The sequence below is a fragment of the Sphingomonas sp. SP5 genome, from assembly GCF_058313455.1.
In genome coordinates this window covers 392,667-410,680 of record NZ_JBZFLF010000002.1, presented here as the reverse complement: position 1 = coordinate 410,680, position 18,014 = coordinate 392,667, and the positions used below count along the sequence as shown (strand labels likewise).

At 69.2% G+C, this 18,014-nt stretch carries 17 protein-coding genes; all 17 read right to left on the bottom strand.

What is annotated here, in order from left to right; all coding sequences use genetic code 11:
• Positions 1-11: 11 nt before the first annotated feature.
• A complete protein-coding gene (gene ftsA, locus AC4GY7_RS05795; protein ID WP_443584602.1) occupies positions 12-1,274 on the bottom strand; it encodes a cell division protein FtsA in 1,263 nt (420 codons plus the stop codon).
• Complete coding sequence (locus AC4GY7_RS05790; protein WP_443584601.1) at positions 1,274-2,203, bottom strand: cell division protein FtsQ/DivIB; 930 nt, start codon at positions 2,201-2,203, stop codon at positions 1,274-1,276. The genes ftsA and AC4GY7_RS05790 overlap by 1 nt, the downstream gene beginning before the upstream one ends.
• A complete protein-coding gene (locus tag AC4GY7_RS05785; RefSeq protein WP_491112447.1) occupies positions 2,200-3,165 on the bottom strand; it encodes a D-alanine--D-alanine ligase in 966 nt (321 codons plus the stop codon). The genes AC4GY7_RS05790 and AC4GY7_RS05785 overlap by 4 nt, the downstream gene beginning before the upstream one ends.
• Positions 3,162-4,151, bottom strand: a complete 990-nt coding sequence (murB, locus tag AC4GY7_RS05780) for a UDP-N-acetylmuramate dehydrogenase (protein WP_491112809.1) — start codon at positions 4,149-4,151, stop codon at positions 3,162-3,164. Before murB ends, AC4GY7_RS05785 begins: the two co-directional genes overlap by 4 nt.
• Before the next feature lie 11 nt (positions 4,152-4,162).
• The gene (locus AC4GY7_RS05775) at positions 4,163-4,363 is read right to left on the bottom strand and encodes a hypothetical protein (RefSeq protein WP_443584599.1); all 201 of its coding nucleotides are present in this window, start codon (positions 4,361-4,363) and stop codon (positions 4,163-4,165) included.
• Positions 4,360-5,763: a UDP-N-acetylmuramate--L-alanine ligase gene (murC, locus tag AC4GY7_RS05770; RefSeq protein WP_491112808.1), complete on the bottom strand. Its 1,404-nt coding sequence runs from the start codon at positions 5,761-5,763 to the stop codon at positions 4,360-4,362. Before murC ends, AC4GY7_RS05775 begins: the two co-directional genes overlap by 4 nt.
• Positions 5,764-5,911: 148 nt before the next feature.
• Positions 5,912-7,066, bottom strand: coding sequence for an undecaprenyldiphospho-muramoylpentapeptide beta-N-acetylglucosaminyltransferase (gene murG, locus AC4GY7_RS05765; RefSeq protein ID WP_491112445.1), 1,155 nt, complete (start codon positions 7,064-7,066; stop codon positions 5,912-5,914).
• Positions 7,051-8,292, bottom strand: coding sequence for an FtsW/RodA/SpoVE family cell cycle protein (locus tag AC4GY7_RS05760; RefSeq protein WP_491112443.1), 1,242 nt, complete (start codon positions 8,290-8,292; stop codon positions 7,051-7,053). The genes murG and AC4GY7_RS05760 overlap by 16 nt, the downstream gene beginning before the upstream one ends.
• Complete coding sequence (gene murD, locus AC4GY7_RS05755) at positions 8,292-9,587, bottom strand: UDP-N-acetylmuramoyl-L-alanine--D-glutamate ligase (protein WP_491112441.1); 1,296 nt, start codon at positions 9,585-9,587, stop codon at positions 8,292-8,294. The genes AC4GY7_RS05760 and murD overlap by 1 nt, the downstream gene beginning before the upstream one ends.
• Positions 9,584-10,654, bottom strand: coding sequence for a phospho-N-acetylmuramoyl-pentapeptide-transferase (mraY, locus tag AC4GY7_RS05750; RefSeq protein ID WP_443584595.1), 1,071 nt, complete (start codon positions 10,652-10,654; stop codon positions 9,584-9,586). The genes murD and mraY overlap by 4 nt, the downstream gene beginning before the upstream one ends.
• Positions 10,655-12,052, bottom strand: a complete 1,398-nt coding sequence (locus AC4GY7_RS05745; RefSeq protein ID WP_491112439.1) for a UDP-N-acetylmuramoyl-tripeptide--D-alanyl-D-alanine ligase — start codon at positions 12,050-12,052, stop codon at positions 10,655-10,657.
• Positions 12,053-12,193: 141 nt separating this feature from the next.
• Positions 12,194-13,609, bottom strand: coding sequence for a UDP-N-acetylmuramoyl-L-alanyl-D-glutamate--2,6-diaminopimelate ligase (locus AC4GY7_RS05740; RefSeq protein ID WP_491112437.1), 1,416 nt, complete (start codon positions 13,607-13,609; stop codon positions 12,194-12,196).
• 10 nt (positions 13,610-13,619) lie between these two features.
• On the bottom strand, positions 13,620-15,335 hold the full coding sequence (locus AC4GY7_RS05735; protein WP_491112436.1) for a peptidoglycan D,D-transpeptidase FtsI family protein: 1,716 nt from the start codon (positions 15,333-15,335) through the stop codon (positions 13,620-13,622).
• Positions 15,332-15,970: a hypothetical protein gene (locus AC4GY7_RS05730; RefSeq protein ID WP_443584591.1), complete on the bottom strand. Its 639-nt coding sequence runs from the start codon at positions 15,968-15,970 to the stop codon at positions 15,332-15,334. The genes AC4GY7_RS05735 and AC4GY7_RS05730 overlap by 4 nt, the downstream gene beginning before the upstream one ends.
• The gene (gene rsmH / locus AC4GY7_RS05725; RefSeq protein ID WP_491112435.1) at positions 15,967-16,926 is read right to left on the bottom strand and encodes a 16S rRNA (cytosine(1402)-N(4))-methyltransferase RsmH; all 960 of its coding nucleotides are present in this window, start codon (positions 16,924-16,926) and stop codon (positions 15,967-15,969) included. The genes AC4GY7_RS05730 and rsmH overlap by 4 nt, the downstream gene beginning before the upstream one ends.
• Positions 16,919-17,422: a division/cell wall cluster transcriptional repressor MraZ gene (locus tag AC4GY7_RS05720; RefSeq protein WP_491112433.1), complete on the bottom strand. Its 504-nt coding sequence runs from the start codon at positions 17,420-17,422 to the stop codon at positions 16,919-16,921. Before AC4GY7_RS05720 ends, rsmH begins: the two co-directional genes overlap by 8 nt.
• A gap of 301 nt (positions 17,423-17,723) precedes the next feature.
• Positions 17,724-17,996 carry a hypothetical protein gene (locus AC4GY7_RS05715; RefSeq protein WP_491112432.1) on the bottom strand — a complete coding sequence of 91 codons (273 nt, stop codon included), beginning with the start codon at positions 17,994-17,996 and terminating at the stop codon, positions 17,724-17,726.
• Between the last annotated feature and the right edge of the window lie 18 nt (positions 17,997-18,014).

Below are 18,014 nucleotides of genomic sequence, written 5' to 3'. Positions count from 1 at the left end.
GCCACCAAAGCTCAATAATTCGCCCGAGCCGCCTGAATCAGCTTGCGAACCATGCCCATGCCCTTCTGCCGATGGACCGTGGTCTGCTGCGGCGCCACCCCGCGCAGATCGATCGGATCGGCCGCAGCATAGAAAGCGAGCCCCGCCAAGGTCGCGAATGCCGGGCCGCCATGCGCTTCGGGCAGAGCGGTCAAACCGCGCGGCCGGCCGATGCGCACCGAACGACCGAGCGCCTGCTGCGCATAATCGGCGATACCCTTCAATTCCGCACCGCCGCCGGTCAGCACCACCTGGCGCCCGACCGGCCCTTCGAACTTGAGATGACTCAAGGCCTTACGGATCTCATCCATCTGATGTTCGAGCCGCTGGCGGACGATGCCGATCAGCTGCGCCTTGGTGATCTGCATGCCGCCATGCACGTCGTCCTCGGCGGCGATCGGCATCACCGGGATCATCTCGTGATTGTCGCGGGGGCTGGCATTGGCCGAACCGTGGAAGCACTTCATCCGCTCCGCCTGCGCGCGGCGGGTGCCGAAGGCGCTGGCGATGTCGTCGGTGATGTCCTGCCCGCCCATCGGGATCGAGCATAGCCCGACCAGCATGCCGCCGGCGAACAGCGACACGTTGGTGATCCCCGCCCCCATCTCGACCAGCGCGACGCCCAGCTCGCGCTCCTCTTCGCTGAGGCAGGCAAGGCCGGTCGCCACCGGCGCGGCGATGATCGACTTCACCTCGAGATGCGCGGAGCGGACGCACAGGTCGAGGTTGCGCACCGGCGACCCGTCCGCGGCGACGACGTGGATGTGGACGCCAAGCCGGTCGGCGTGCAGGCCGAGCGGCTTCTTGACCCCGGTGAGGCCATCGAGCGTGTAGAGCGCGGGCTGCGCGTGCAGCACCATCCGCCCCTGCGGGTCGATCGAGTTGCGCCCGGCCGCGAGCAGCGCGTCGATATCCTGCTGTTCGACGCGGTGTCCGCCGAGCTCGAACTCGACCTCGGCGACGTCGCTGACGAGGCCGCCGGCGGAAAAGCCGACCCAGACGTTCTCGATGTTGATGCCGGCGATGCGTTCGGCCTGCTCCACCGCTTCGCGCACCGCCGCCTCGGTGGCGCCCATGTCGGCGATATAGCCGCGCTTGACGCCGCGGCTCTCACGCTGGCCGGTGCCGAGCACGATCAATTCGCCGCCATCGCCTTTTTGTGCGATCATCGCCGACACCTTTGACGATCCGATGTCGAGCGCGGTTATCAGCCCTTCGGGCGCGACCTTTGCCATTATCCCTCTGCCCCCGTTGCCCCGCCGTCGGTCGTTGCCGGCGGCGTGGTGGTTTCGCTCGGGTCCGGCACGTTATGCGCCATGCTCGCCCCCGGCTTGCGCGCGACCAGTTTGGCGGGATCGCGCATGTCGAAGCGCATCCAGCCACGTCCGAGCAGCGGCCGCGACCCGTCCAGCTCGGCGAACTTGAGCAGCGCCGCCGGCGCGCCATCCTCGGGCAGCGCCAGCGTCTCGCCGCTGTCGAAGGTGAGATCCCAGCGGCGATTGCCGATCCACGTCGCCGCCTTGACCCGCGGTTTCAGCGCCGGCGCGGCGGCGAGCAGCGCCTGATAGCCCGCCTCCTGCCGGTCCGCCCCCGGACCGATCACCAGCGGCAGGTCGGGAATCGCCTCAGGCCGCACCGGCTCCAGCAGCACGCCGTTCTTGTCGATCAGCGTCAGCTGGCCGTTGTCCTGCCACACCGCCGCCGGCGTCCGCTCGACGATATCGACCAGCAGCGTATCGGGCAGCCGGCGCGAGACATGCGCATCGGCGATCCAGCCATAGCGCAGCAGCTTCTGGCGCACCGCCTCCAGATCGACGAGCGGCATCGCGCGACTCTGCTGATCCAGCGCGACGGCATAGACGCTCATCCGGTCCATCCGCTTGAGGCCTGTCACCTCGATCTGCTCGACGCGGAATCCCGCCGCGCCCGCTCCTTCGGCGATCGCGGTGCCGATCATGCCGGGGATGCCGATCCAGGTCAGCGCCGCCAGCGCCACGGCGATCCCGCCGCCGGTGATCGTCCAGGTCGCCGCCTTGCGGATCGTATCCTCGCTGACCGGCAGCGCCGCGATCCCGCGTTCGAACAGCCCGACCTTGCGCACCGGCTGCTTGCGCCGCGCGCCCGGCCGCTTGGGCGGCGGCCCGCGCTTGATCGTGCGGCTCATCCCGCGCGCGCCCGTGCGTCGGCGAGAGCCTCGTCGACGCCCCGGCGCGGAAGCGCCTCGTCAACAATCGCCTGAACCAGTTCGGGATAGCTCATCCCGATATGTTTCGCCTGTTCGGGGACGAGGCTCAAGGGCGTCATGCCCGGCTGGGTGTTGACCTCCAGCAGGAACAGTCCGTCGACGCCGCGCTCGTCATCCCAGCGGAAATCGGAGCGGCTGGCACCCTTGCAGCCGAGCAGGCGATGCGCCTCCAGCGCCAGCCGCTTGCAGGCGTCGGCGATCGCGTCGGGGATGTCGGCCGGGCAGACGTGTTCGGTCAGGCCGTCGGTGTATTTCGCGTCGAAATCATACCAGCCATTCCTGGGCTTCAACTCGGTCACGCCAAGCGCCCGGTCGCCCAGCACCGCCGTGGTCAGCTCGCGACCACGCACATAGGGCTCGGCGAGCAGTTCCTCGAACTCTTGCCACGGCCCCTTCACGTCGCGCCCGATCGGGTTGCCGTAATTGCCGTCGTCCGTGACGATCGCGACGCCGACCGAGGAGCCTTCGTTGATCGGTTTCAGCACATAGGGGCGCTGCAAGGGATCGCGCTCATGGATATCGGCGGACTTGACGATGCGGCCACCCGGCATCGGCACGCCGGCCGGGACCAGCACCTGCTTGGTCAACACCTTGTCGATCGCGATCACCGACGTGGCGAGGCCGGAGTGCGTATAGGGGATGCCCATTAGATCGAGCATGCCCTGCACGCTGCCGTCCTCGCCGGGCGAGCCGTGGAGGGCGTTGAAGACGAGATCGGGCTGCGCCTCGGCCAGCCGCGCGGCGACGTCGCGGCCCATGTCGATCCGGGTGACGCGATGACCGAGCGATTCGAGCGCATCGGCACAGCCGTTGCCCGACATGAGCGAAACGGGACGTTCGGCGGACCAGCCGCCCATGAGGACCGCGATGTGGAGGGTCATAGCTCCCCTCCCGCTTGCGGGAGGGGCTGGGGGAGGGCCTGATTAGAAGCAACGTCGCCTGAGGACAGGCCCTCCCCTATCCTCTCCCGCGAGCGGGAGGGGAACTCACCCACCCGCTGGATTTCCCATTCCAGCGTCACACCCGCATGCGCCTTCACTCTGTCTCGTACCTCTTCGCCCAGCGCCTCGATGTCCGCAGCGCTCGCGCCGCCGAGGTTGAGCAGGAAATTACAATGTTTCTCCGATACCTGCGCCTCGCCACGACGCAAGCCGCGACAGCCGGCGGCATCCACCAGCGCCCAGGCCTTGTGGCCGGGCGGGTTCTTGAAGGTCGAGCCGCCGGTCTTGGAGCGCAAGGGCTGCGAGGCCTCGCGCTCCGCAGCGATCCGGTCCATCTCCGCGCCGATCGCCGCGGGTTCGGCGGGATGGCCGCGGAAGGTCGCGGCGATCACCACCGCGCCTGCGGGCAGTTCGCTGTGGCGATAGGTATAGCCGAGGTCAGCGAGGCTCAGCGTGCGCCGCTCGCCCGAACGCAGCACCACGTCGCATTCGACCAGCACGTCCTTGACCTCGCGGCCGTAGGCACCGCCGTTCATCCGTACGAAGCCGCCGACCGTGCCGGGAATCGAGCGCAGGAATTCAACGCCGCCGATGCCCGCATCGCGCGCGGTCGAGGACACGAGGATGCCGCTCGCGCCGCCGCCGCAGCGCAGCGTGGTCGCATCCAGCCGCTGGACCTGCGCAAACGCCTTGCCGAGCCGCACCACCACGCCCGGCACGCCGCCGTCGCGGACGATCAGGTTCGATCCCAGGCCCAGCGCCATCACCGGCACCGCCGGATCGAGGGCGCGCAGGAACTCCGCAAGGTCTTCGGCGTCCTTGGGCTCGAACAGCCACTGCGCCTCCCCGCCCGCCTTGAACCAGACGAGCGGCCCCAGCGGCGCGCCTTCGGTCAGCCGGCCGCGAACATCGGGGAGGCGATCGATCACCCCATTCTCTACCACGGCCCGACGCCCCACAATCGCGTCCACGCCTGGAAAGCGGCGAGATTCGCCTCCGCGGCCTTGCGCGTCGCCTCCTGCGCCTGGACCATGGCCTCGCCGGCGCCGACCGCATGACCGCCCGCCTCCAGCGATTTGCGCTGCGCGTCGAGCATCTGCTTCTGGAGCTTCAGGCTCGCATCGAACCAGTCGTTCATCGCCGCTCTCCGATCGCGGCGGCGAGGCCCGCCGCCCATTTGGTGATGTCGCCCGCACCCAGGCAGACGATCATGTCGTCGGGCTGGATCGTCGCGGCGAGTTCGTCGGCGAGGGCCTCGGCGTCGGCGACGGTCGCCGCCGAACGGTGGCCGCGGCGCTTCAATCCATCGACCAGGGCTTGCGCATCGACGCCCTCGATCGGCGCCTCCCCGGCGGCATAGACCGGCGTCACCAGCACGCGATCGGCGTCGTTGAACGCGGTCTGGAACTCCTCCATCAGATTGCCGAGCCGCGAATAGCGATGCGGCTGGACGACGGCGATCACCCGGCCCTTTGCGCCCTCACGCGCGGCGGCGAGTACGGCGCGGATTTCGACCGGGTGGTGGCCGTAGTCGTCGATGACGGTCGCCTCGGCCACCTCGCCGACCTTGGTGAAGCGCCGCTTGACGCCGCCGAACGCCGAGAAGCCCTGTTGGATCGTCGCATCCGGAATGCCGAGTTCGAGCGCCACGCCGATCGCGGCGAGCGCGTTCTGGACGTTGTGCCGGCCGGGCATCGGCAATTCGATGCCCTCGATCGACCGTGTCGTGCCGTCCCGCTCGCGAACGATACATTCGAAGCGGTTGCCGCCCGGCACCGGCGTGACGTTGACGCCGCGGATGTCCGCCTGCGCCGAGAAGCCATAGGTGACAACACGGCGGTCGCGCACCCGCGGCAGGACGTTCTGCACCTCGGGATGATCGAGGCAGAGCAAGGCCGCGCCGTAGAACGGCACGTTCTCGACAAATTCGACGAAGGCGTCCTTCACCGCGTCGAAGCTGCCGTAATGGTCGAGATGTTCGGGATCGATGTTGGTGACGACCGCGATCGTTCCGTCGAGGCGCAGGAAGCTGCCGTCGCTCTCGTCGGCCTCCACCACCATCCAGTCGCTGGCACCGAGGCGGGCGTTGGAGCCGTAGCTGTTGATGATGCCGCCGTTGATGACCGTGGGATCGATCCCGCCGGCATCGAGCAGCGCCGCGACCATCGACGTGGTCGTGGTCTTGCCGTGCGTGCCGGCGACCGCCACCGTCTGCTTGAGGCGCATCAGCTCGGCAAGCATCTCGGCGCGGCGCACCACCGGGATACGCCGTTCCAGCGCCGCCTCGACCTCCGGATTGGAGCGGGTGATCGCGGTGGAGGTGACGACCACCGCCGCCTCGGCGACGTTGGCGGCGGCATGGCCGATGGTGACCGCGATGCCCTTGTCGCGCAGGCCCTGCACGACATAGCCCTCGGCGACGTCGGATCCCTGCACGGTATAGCCGAGGTTCTTCATCACCTCCGCGATGCCGGACATGCCGATGCCGCCGATGCCGACGAAATGGATCGGCCCGATGTCGGTCGCGACGCCGCGGATCATGACGCGTTCCTCCCCGGCACGGGGAGGGGGACCAGCCGCAGGCTGGTGGAGGGGCAGCCCAGCGGGACCAGCGCTTGGGGCTGCCCCTCCGTCACGGCTGCGCCGTGCCACCTCCCCGTGCCGGGGAGGAGTGATGTATAACCCCTCATGCGTAGGCCGCCTTGCGCACCGGCTTGCCCACCGGCAGCCGCGAAACCGGCGCATCCAGGCTCTCGACGAGGTCCGCAAGGTCGCGCACCGCGTTCGGGCGGCCGACGCTCCTGGCGCGGACCGCGGCATTTTCGAGCGCGGCGGGGTCCAGCCCCAGTTTCTGCATCTGCTTGGCAAGCTCCACGGCGGTGAATTCGGGCTGCGGGATGGTGCGCGCACCGCCCGCCCTGGTGATCTCGCGCGCGTTGGCGGTCTGGTGGTCGTCGGTCGCCGACGGCAGCGGCACCAGGATCGCCGGGCGCCCCGCGGCGGTCAGCTCGGCGATGGTCGATGCACCGGCGCGGGCGATGACCAGATGCGCCCAGGCGAGCTGTTCGGGCATGTCGGGCAGATAGGTGGCAAGCTCCGCCGGGATCTGGTGCTCGGCGTATTGCGCGCGCACCGCGTCGATGTCCTCGATGCGGGCCTGATGCGTCACTTGCAGGCGACGGCGAAAGGTGACCGGCAGCATGGCGAGCCCGTCCGGCACCACCTGGCTGAGCACGCTCGCCCCCTGGCTGCCGCCGGTGACGAGGACGCGGAAGATGCCGTCCTCCTCCAGCAGCGGATAGGGGCGCGTGCGCAGCGCGAGCACCGCCTCGCGCACCGGATTGCCGACGAGGTGGACCTTGCGCTCGTGCTTGGGGGCAAGCCGCTCGGTCAGCTTGTACGACGTGGCGATCGCACCCACTCGTCCGGCGACGAGGCGGTTGACCCGGCCGAGCACCGCATTCTGCTCGTGTACCGCGGTCGGGATCTTGTCGGCAAAGGCGGCGAGCAGCGCCGGGAAGGCGGGATAGCCGCCGAAGCCGATCACCGCGGCGGGCTTGAAGGTGCGATAGAGTTCGCGCGCCATCGCCCGGCCGCGCCACATCTCTCGCATCGCGCTCGCCCAGCCCTGCGGCTTCTTCACCTGGAAGCGGCCGGCGGGCAGGACGTGGGTCTGCACGTTCTCGAACAGGCCGGGGAAGCGCACGCCGCGTGCGTCGCTGACCAGCGCGACGCGATGGCCGCGCCGGGTCAGCTCCTCCGCCAGCGCCGCTGCGGGGACCATATGTCCGCCCGTGCCGCCGGCGGCGAGGACGTAATGCTTGCTCAATTCGAACCCCATCTCACCACATAGGGACTGCGCGTCAGGAACGGATTGCGCCGCGTGAAGGCGAGCAGCAACCCCATGCCGATCGACAGAGCGATCATCGACGATCCGCCATAGCTGATGAACGGCAGCGTCATGCCCTTGGACGGCGCCAGCCCGGTATTGACCGCCATCGACACCAGCGCCTGCGCACCGAACTGCACCGCCAGGCCACTGGCGGCCAACAGCTTGAATTCGTCCTGCTCGTCCAAAAGCTTGACGAACACGCGCACGACGATGGCGAGGAAGACCAGCGCGATGATCGCGCAGGCGATCAGTCCGAATTCCTCGCCGATCACGGAAAAGATATAGTCGGTATGCGCCTCCGGCAGGCCGAATTTGGCGGTGCCGCCGCCGGGGCCGGTGCCGGTCCATCCGCCGCTGGTGATCGTCGCATGCGCCGCGTTGGTCTGGAAATGGTCGCTCGCGCCCTCCCCCTCGACGCCGGGGAAGAGAAAGGCGTCGATGCGGTTACGCGCCGTGCCGTAGAACATATAGGCCGCGACGAGCCCGACCGGCACCATGCCGACGATCGCGCCGAGCACGCGCATCGGCGTTCCCGCGATCATCAGCAGCGCCATCCAAACGGTGCAGAAGATCACCGTCTGGCCGAAATCGGGCTGCAGCATCAGCAGCACCGCGATCAGCCCGGTCATCGCGCCGGTGATGAGCACCGTCGGCAGTTCCGGGTCCTTCGCCTTCAACGACAGCAGCCACGCGACGGTGACGATGAACAGCGGCTTCAGGAATTCGGACGGCTGGAACGAGGCGAAGCCATAGCCGATCCAGCGCCGCGCGCCGTTGATGCTGTTGCCGACGAAGGGCGTCAGCGCGAGACAGGCGATCAGCACGGCCGCGCCGACCAATGCCAGCCGCCGCGCCAGGGGCACCGGCAGCATTGACACGCCGAACAGCACCGGCAGCGACACGCCGACCCAGATCAGCTGCCGCCAGAAATAATAGAGGGGCGTGAATTTGTGATGTTCGCCGGAATAGCGCACCGCCGTCGCCGGGCTGGCCGCCGCGACCGCGATCAGGCCGATCGCGATCAGGAACAGCGTCAGCAGCAGCAGCATCCGGTCGATATCCCAGAACCAGGTGCCGAGCGGCGAGCGATCACCCCGCCCGCCGCGGCGCTTGACCTTGGCGATCAGCGTGTCGCGATCCTGCGCGGGCACACCGGTGTCCGTCCGTGTCGCCATCAGCCCAGTGCCCCCACCGCCGCGCGGAACGCGGCGCCGCGCTCCTCGTAATCGCGGAACTGGTCGAAGCTAGCACAGGCCGGCGACAACAGCACGACCTCTCCGGCCCTGGCGGCAGCGGCGGCAGCCCGGACGGCGGTGGCGAGGTCACCGCTCTGTTCGACGTGCGGGACCTTGCCGGTCAGCAGGTCGGCGAACAGCGCCCCTGCCTCACCGATCGTGTAGGCAGCGGCGATCCGATCGAAATAGGGCGCGCACGCGTCGAGGTCGTCGCCCTTGCGCTTGCCGCCGACGATCCAGTGGATGCGGTCGAAGGCGCCCAGGGCCGGTGCGGCGCTCTCGGGATTGGTCGCCTTGCTGTCGTCGACGAAGGTGACGCCGTTGCGCGTCGCCACCGTCTGCATGCGGTGCGGCAGGCCGGTGAAGCTGGCGAGCCCGCGATCGATGTCCGCCTCCGCGACACCCAGCGCCTTGACGACAGCGATGGCGGCGAGCGCGTTCTGGGCATTGTGCGGCCCTTGCAGCGCCGGCCAGCGCGACTGATCCATGCACACGCCCGGCGCGATCTTGGCAAGGTGCTCGCCACGGGCCGACAGGCCGCGCGCGATCTGCGCCGAGGGCGTGTCGCCGATGCCGACGATCGCGTCGTGCTCCGCCGATTGCATCGCGAACAGCCGCGCCTTGGAGGCGGCATAGGCCTCGAACCCGTCATAGCGGTCGAGATGGTCGGGCGTGACGTTGAGCAGCACCGCGACATCGCAGTCGAGGCTCTGCGTCAGGTCGATCTGGTAGCTCGACAGTTCGAGCACGTAGACGCCGCCGTCGGACAATGGCGCCTGCTCCAGAATCGGCAGGCCGATGTTGCCGCCCATCAGCGTCGGCAGGCCTGCGGTCTGGAGGATGTGGTGGACCAGCGCGGTCGTCGTCGACTTGCCGTTAGTGCCGGTGATGCCGACGACCTTGTGCGGCGGCAGCTCCGCGCGTGCCTGCGCGAACAGTTCGATATCGCCGATCACCGGCACCCCCGCCTCGCGCGCCCGGGCGACGATCGGATGCGTATTGAGCGGCACGCCGGGCGAGACGACGAGGCCGGCCGCGCCGGTGAGATCGAGTTGGGCGATGTCGTGGACGATCACGCCGTCGACCTGCCCCGCCCGCCCGCACGCGGCGGGGTCGCTGTCCCAGGCGACGACGTACGCGCCCGCCGCAGCGAGCGCCCGCACGGTGGCGAGGCCGGAGCGTGCGAGCCCCAGCACCGCATAGCGTTGCCCTTTCCAGGCGGCCGAGACGATCACCGCAGCTTCAACGTCGAGAGGCCGGCGAGCGCCAGCACCAGGCTGATGATCCAGAAGCGGATGACGACCGTCGGCTCGCTCCACCCCAGTTGCTCGAAATGGTGGTGGATCGGCGCCATGCGGAAGATGCGCTTGCCGGTGCGCTTGTAGAAGAACACCTGGATGATGACGCTGAGCGCCTCCACCACGAACAGGCCGCCGACGATGCCGAGCACGATCTCGTGGTGCGCGACCACCGCGATCGTGCCGAGCGCCCCGCCCAGGGCGAGGCTGCCGGTATCGCCCATGAACACCGCGGCGGGCGGCGCATTGAACCACAGGAAGGCAAGGCCCGCGCCGATCACCGCGCCGCAGAAGATCGCGAGTTCGCCCGCGCCCGGCACGTGCGGGATGCCGAGGTAGGTCGCGAACTTCACGTTGCCGGCGAGGTAGACGATCAGCATGAAGGCGACGCTGGCGATGATGACCGGCATGGTCGCCAGCCCGTCGAGGCCGTCGGTGAGGTTTACCGCATTCCCGAACGCGACGATGGTGAAGGCCGCGAACACCGGAAAGAAATAGCCGAGGTCGAGGTACAGGCGATCGGTGAACGGCAGGTACAGGTGCGGCCCGTTCTGCCCCATGATGATCCATGAGGCGATGCCGGCGATGGCGAATTCGAGCAGCAGGCGCGTGCGGCCGGAGACGCCGGCGGTGCTCGCCTTGCGCACCTTGTCGTAATCGTCGAGGAAACCGATCGCGCCGAAGCCCAATGTCACGAACAGGCATGCCCAGACATAGGGGTTGGCGAGATCCATCCAGATCAGGATCGACAGCGCCATGGCGGTGAGGATCATCAGCCCGCCCATCGTCGGCGTGCCGCGCTTGGCGAGATGCGTCTGCGGGCCATCGGCACGGATCGGCTGCCCCTTGCCTTGGCGGACACGCAGCCAGCCGATGAAGCGGGGGCCGATGATGAGGCCGATCAGCAGCGCGGTCGCCACCGCCGCACCCGTCCGGAAGGACTGGTAGCGGATGAGGTTCAGCAATCCGGTGAAGCCCAGATGCTCGGCGATCCAGTACAGCATTTACGTTTTGACCCCCATGCGATCACCGATCGCATCACCTGCGCCCCGGAGCCCTGCGACGATCCGCGACAGCCCGACCCCGTTCGACCCTTTGACGAGCACCGCGTCCCCGGCGCGGGCCAGGTCTTTCAGCCGGCCGAGCGCTGTCGCAGCGTCGGCCACATGCATGACTTCGATGCGTCCCTCAAGGGCTTGCGCCAGCGGCGCCATCGCTTCGCCGACGAGCAGCGCCGTTTCGACGTTTGCAGCGAGGATCGGTTCGGCAAGCCCGGCATGATAATCGGGCGAGGCATCGCCCAGTTCGCGCATCTCTCCCAGCACGGCGAGGTGGCGGCCCGGCTCCTCCGCCAGCACGGCGAGCGTCGCGCGCATCGAGGCGGGGTTGGCGTTGTAGCTTTCGTCGATCACCAGCATGTCGCCGCCGGCTGCGGGCGCCATGAACCGCAGCCCCCTCCCCGCGAGGCCGCCCATCTCGGCCAGCGCAAGGCCGGCCCGTGCGAGGTCGCCGCCCGCCGCCTCGACCGCCGCCAGCACGGCGAGCGCGTTGGATACCCAGTGCATGCCCGGCTGCGACAGGGTGAAGGACAGTTCGCGCTCCCCCAGCTTCGCCGTCACGAAGGAGGCGCCGGAGGGCAGCCGCATCGCCTCCACGGCGCGCACGTCCGCACCTTTGCGCAGGCCGAAGGTCACGGTGCGGCCGGCATACGGGGCGGCGGCGGCGATCAGCCGGTCGCGGTGCGGGCTGTCGAAGGGGACGATCGCCGTCCCGCCGGGCTCAAGGCCCTGGAAGATTTCGCCTTTGGCGTCGGCGATGGCGCTTTCGTCGGGGAAGAAGGCGGTATGTGCCGGGGCGATGGCGGTGACGATGGCGATATGCGGGCGGACGATGCGGGTCAGCGCGGCGAGTTCGCCGGGATGGTTCATCCCCATCTCGAACACGCCGACCCGCGTGTCGCGCGGCATGCGGGCGAGGCTGAGCGGTACGCCGGTGTGGTTGTTGTAGCTCTTGACCGAACGGTGGACCTCACTCGGCAGCGACCGGTCGAGCGCGGCGAACAGCGCCTCCTTGGCGCTGGTCTTGCCGACCGATCCGGTGACACCGATCACCGTGCCCGCCATCCGCGCCCGCGCCGCGCGACCGAGGTCGTTCAGCGCCGCGAATGTATCGGCGACGCGGACGTGCGGATGGGGCGTGTCGACGGAGACGATCGCCCCGGCCGCACCTTGCGCGAATGCTTGGGACAGGAAGCGGTGGCCATCGGTGCTCTCCCCGGTCAGCGCGACGAACAGGTCGCCCGGCCCGACCTCGCGGCTGTCGAAGGCGACGCCGGTGGCGGCGAAATCGGCGGAGGCGATGCCGTAGGTCGCAGCGGCGATCTCGCCTGCGGTCCAGAGCATGTCAATTCCTCCCCGGCGCGGGGAGAGGGACCAGCCACAGGCTGGTGGAGGGGCAGCCGCGGGCGACGGCCTTGCTTGGCTGCCCCTCCGTCACGCCTGCGGCGTGCCACCTCCCCGTTCCGGGGAGGAGTCCATCGCCCCTCACGCCGCGCACTCCCGCGCCACGGTCACGTCGTCGAACGGCAGTTCCAGGTCGCCGACGATCTGTCCCTGCTCATGCCCCTTGCCGGCGATCAGCACGATATCCTGCGGCCCAGCCTCGCCGATCGCCGCGGCGATCGCCGCGCGCCGGTCGCCGATCTCGCGCGCGTTGGGCGCGCCCTTCAGGATCGCGGCGCGGATCGCGGCGGGGTCTTCGGTGCGGGGGTTGTCGTCGGTGACGATGGCGATGTCCGCCTGCATCTGCGCGACCTGCCCCATCGTCTCGCGCTTGCCCGCGTCGCGGTCGCCGCCGGCACCGAAGACCACGATCAGTCGGCCACCGGCGTGCGGCTTCAACGCGGCGATCGCCGCCTCCAGCGCGTCCGGCGTATGGGCGTAATCGACGTACACCGGCGCACCGCTACGCGCGATGGCCGCGCGTTCCAGCCGTCCACGCACCGGTTGCAGGCGCGCAAGGTTGGCGATCGTCGTCGCTACATCGCCGCCGGTGGCGATCACCAGCCCGGCCGCGACCAGCGCATTGGCCGCCTGATAGCCGCCGATCAGCGGCAGGGTGACGCGGTGCGTCGCGCCGTCCGCCTCGATGACGAGCCCCTGACCGAGCAACGTCGGATCGCGCCCGACCAGCCGCAGCGTCGCGCCGCGTTCGCCGACCGTCACCAGCCGGTTGCCACGCGCCTTGGCAAGATCGATCACCCGTGCCGATTCGACGTCGTCGGCCCACACCACCGCTGTTCCGGCGGGACTCAGCACCTCGGAAAACAGGCGCAGCTTGGCGGTGAGATAGGCGCCCATGTCGCCGTGATAGTCGAGATGGTCGCGGCTGAGATTGGTGAAGGCCGCCGCCGCCACCTCCAGCCCTTCCGTCCGATATTGCACGAGGCCATGGCTCGACGCCTCGAACGCGACATGCGTCACGCCCTCACGGGCTAGGCCGGCGACGTTGGAGAGAAAGGTCACCACGTCGGGTGTGGTAAGCCCGGTCGTCACCCGATCATCCGCGGTGGTGACGCCCAACGTGCCGATCGAAGCGGCGTGCTCGCCCGCCATCCGCCACAACTGCCGCGTCATTTCGACGGTGGAGGTCTTGCCGTTGGTGCCGGTCACCGCCACCGCGACAGCTGGGAACGGCGCGAAGAAGGCGGCGGCGGCGCGTGCGAAGCGTTCGCGCGGATTGTCGTCGGCAATCGCGACGGCACCCTCCACCACGACGCCGGGGCGGGTCACCACCGCCACCGCGCCCGAGCGGACCGCGTCGGCGATATAATCCTCGCCATTCACCCGCGCGCCCTGGAACGCGCCGAACACCGTTCCCGGCGCGACCTTGCGGTGATCGATCGCGAAGCCGGTGACGATCGCCTGTTCGTCGCCGCCGGTCAGCGTGCCCAGCCTCATCGCCGCGCGCTCAATTGTCGCCTGCCGCCTTGGCGGTCTGCTCCTGCCAGATCAGCGGCATCAGGTCGTTGACGTCGATATCGCGGCGGTCGTCCGGCACCACGCCCAGCATCGCGCCGACGCGCGCAATCGTGCGACCGACGACGGGGGCGGCATTCCAGGCGGCAGTCTTCCAACCGAACGTCTCCTTGGTACCCAGCGGCGAATCGAGCATGGCCAGCACGACATAGCGCGGCGCATCCATCGGAAAAGCCGCGGCGAAGGTCGCGACGTTGCGCGAATGGTCATAGCCGCCGGCGACCGCCGCCTCAGCCGTACCCGTCTTGCCGCCGACGCGATAGCCCGGCGCATCGCCCTTGCGCCCGGTGCCGCGCAGCACGATCAGCCGCAGCATCTGCCGCATCCGCGCGCTGGTCTGCTCGCTGACGACGCGGCGGCCGACGGGCGCATGGCCGGGCTCCACCTTCAGCAGCGTCGCCGGCCGCCAGATGCCGCCGTTGACCAGCGCAGCGTAGGCGGACGCGAGGTGCAGCGGCGTCACCGCGATGCCATGGCCATAAGCGGTGGTCATGGTGGTCGTGCGCGCCCAGTAATGCGGCCACAGCGGGCGGCCCTTTTCACGCAATTCGATGTCCGGCTTGGTGTCGAAGCCCAGCTTGCGGAACATCGTCTGCATCTTTTCCGGACCCACCTCGTCGGCGATGCGGGCCGTCGCGATGTTGGAGGAATAGATCAGCGTTTCGGGCATCGACAGCCAGCGCTGCGGATCGCCGCGTTCGTCGTGGATGGTGAAGCCGCCGACCTTCAATGGGTGCGTCGCGTCGAATTTGCGGTTGAGCGACACCGTGCCGGTGTCGATCGCGGTGGCGACGGTGATCGGCTTGAAGGTCGAACCCAGTTCGAACACGCTCTGGGTGGTCAGGTTACGCAGTTCCTCGCTGCCCGCCATGCCGACGCGATTGGGGTTGAACGTCGGCAGCGACACCATCGCCACGACCTCGCCGGTGGCCACGTCGAGCACGATGCCGCCCGCCCCGCGCGCCGAGAAGGTGCCCATCGCGCGGCCGAGTTCGCTTTCCAACGCCGCCTGCACGCGGGCATCGATCGACAGGGCGACGGGCTGCCCCGCCTTGGTCGGGTCGAGCAGACGCTCGTCGAGCACCCGCTCCATGCCGCTCATGCCGTGGCCGTCGGTGGACAGGAAGCCGAGCGCATGCGCCGCCATCGTCGACTGCGGATAGAGCCGCTGCGTTTCGCGCGCGAAGACCAGCGCCGGCTCGCCGATCGCGTTGACCTGCTCGACCAGCGCGGGACTGGCGCGGCGCTGCAGGTAGACGAAGCTGACGTCGCGGCTCAGCTGGCGATAGAACCAGGCCTGGTCGCCGCGGTCGGGCATCAGCGCCGCGAGCCGGCTGGCGATCTCCATCTTGTCGCCGATGATCTTCCTGGGATGCACGGCGATCGTCCAGGCATCGATCGTGCGGGCGAGCGGCGCGCCGTTGCGATCGACGATATCGCCCCGCGCCGCCAGCGCCGCGACGCGCGCCTCAGCCTCGCCGCCCGACAGGACGCCAAGTATCGCCAGCCGCCCGATGACCAGCACCACTGCGGCGGCGAACAGCATCAGCAGCATCATCAGGCGCATGTGCGACGTCGCCACCAGCGCATGACGCTGCGTGGCGGTGCGCCGCTGCGCTTGGCTGGGGCGGGCGACGATGACGGTCAACGCTTGCGGGCCTCCGCACGCGCGCTGCTCAGGATGTCACCCAGCGTCGAATCGGACAGCAGCTTCTTGTCGAGCATCGCCACCGCCTGCGGCCGCACCTTGGCGACCGCCACCTTGGCACGCGCCGCCTCGTTCAGCTTGGCGAGCATCGGCGCGCTCTTCTCGATCGCGGCGGCGCGGATGACGGCGCGCTTGGCGTCGGGCAGCGCCGCGGCGACCTGCACCACCGCGGGGATGGCGACGGGCGCGGGCGTGGCGGGCGTCGCGGCGGCGGGCATCGTCGCCAGCGACGGCACGACCAGCGCGGCGACCTTGGTGCCCGGTTCGACGACGTTGACGCGATTGACGTCGAGGCTGGCGAGCGCCCCCTCGTCGGTCACGAACTGGCCGGCGGTCGGCGCGGCCAGCGCCAGCGTCTCGCCATTCCACTTTTCGAGCTGGGCGAGGTTGGCGCGCGTCTCGAATTCGGTCTCCAGCGCGCGGATGTCGCGCTGCGCCGCGTCGATCTTGCGGTCCATGCCCTCCAGCTTCTTGCGCTCGGCGGCGACCTGCAGCGACACCAGGTAGAAACCGAGGACGATGGCGACGCAGCCACCGAACCACCCGATCCCCTTCAACCGATACGCCGCCGTCATGACCTCACCTCCGCCAAATCGCTGTTGCCCCACGCGGGCGCTGCCGTGCGCCGTGCGGTCCGTAATGTCGCCGAGCGGGCGCGCGGGTTGCGCGCCACCTCGGCCTCGCCGGCGCGCAGACCGCGGCCGACATCCTCGAAACTGGGTGCCGCACCGGCTTGCGCCTGCGGCAGATGGCGCGAGCCGCCCGGCATGTTGCCCGAGCGTTCGCGCAGGAACCGCTTTACCATGCGATCCTCCAGGCTGTGGAAGGTCACGATGGCGAGGCGCCCGCCGGGCTTCAACGCGCGCTCCGCGGCGGCGAGGCCGTCGGCGAGTTCGCCGAGTTCCCGGTTCACATGGATGCGGATCGCCTGGAACGTGCGCGTCGCCGGATCCTTCTTGTCATGCGGCCGGTGGCCGAGCGCCTTGCGCACGACGGCGGCGAGTTCGCCGGTGCGGGTCAGCGGCCGCGCGGCGACGATCGCGCGGGCGACGCGGCGCGACTTTGGCTCGTCGCCATAATGATAGAGGACATCGGCGATCGCCTCTTCGTCGGCGGTGTTGACGAAGTCGGCGGCGCTCATCCCCTCCTGCGCCATCCGCATGTCGAGCGGGCCATCCGCCTGGAAGGAAAAGCCGCGCTCCGCCTGGTCGAGCTGCATCGAGGACACGCCGATGTCGAACACCACGCCATCAACCGCCGGCGCGCTCATGCGCACCAGTTCGTCGGCGAGCCGGGAGAACGGATGCGGATGCAGCGACAGCTGGCCATTCCAATGCGCCTCGTCGGCCGCGCCGTCCCGGATCGCGTCGGGATCGCGGTCGAACGCATAGACGCGCGCGCCGCGCTCCAGGATCGCCCGTGTGTAGCCGCCGGCGCCGAAGGTCGCGTCGACGATCGTCTCGCCGGGCGCGGGGGCGAGCGCGGCGATCACTTCGTCGAGCAGGACCGGGATGTGGAGCGCGTCAGTCAAGCGCGATCCCCTTGTCCTGGCAGTAATAGCGGCAGGCGGCCACCATCTGCGACGCGATGCCCGGGGTGGAGAGCAACGTCCTGGGATCCCAGATCTCGATGTAATCCAGCGTGCCCCAGAAGAAGGCATGGCCGCCGATATTGGCGTAGAAGCGCGGAAAGCCGGGCATGATGAAGCGGCCCGAGCCATCGAAGGGCACCGCTTCGCCGTTCGCGCCGCCGCGCTTGATATTATGGTCGATCTTGCCGTCGGCGCCACGCGACAAGGCGACGCGTTCGTTCAATTCGCGCTTCAGTTCGGCGAGATAAGCGGGATCATAGGCGATAAGGCAGGGCTGATCCTCGTGCGCGGCGATGATGACGGTGCCGCCGTCCTTGCCGTCGGCGCGGGGCGCGTTCTCGGCGAGCGTGCTGCGGAGCGCATTGGGGATGGCGACACGTCCCTTGTCGTCGACAAGAGCGAGGCCGCTTCCCTGATAATCGCCCCTTTCCGACACGTCCGTCTCGCACCCTGACGTGCACGGCCCACCGTTTCGAAAAGCAGCCTGTCGCTACCCTTCGACCCCTTGCGCGAACGCAAAACGGTGATGCCTGCCCCGTTGTTAGCTGATTGGTATCAACAGCATGTCGGGGAGGCAACGGGATTTTTGGGGATGGCCGGGGAATCGCACCCGATCCGCGGTCAACCGGGCGGGGGTTGGCCCCAATTCGGCAGCCGGACGATGCTGCTCAAGCCCGCGAAATCTCGAAGATCCGCGGCCCCGGACCAGCCCGTCCCCGGATTTCCCCGGCAAATGCTCATCGAGCGGCCTGGCTGTTGCTGGTCGAGGGGGCGACGCCCAGTTCGGCCAGCGGTTCGCCCGACGAATCGGCGGCGGCTGCTGCAGCGCCGGTGTTGGTCATGGCGATGTTGGCGACGACGTCGGGCTGTGCCGAACCGGCGGTGGCGATCGGCCGCTCGCGCGTCGCCGAGCCGAGAATGGCGCTGGCGACGACGATCAGCAGCACCACGGCGACAAGACCGATGAGGCCGACCTTGATCCGCTGCATCGTCTGGTGAGGGTCTCGCACGGCTCTCATCTTGCCGCG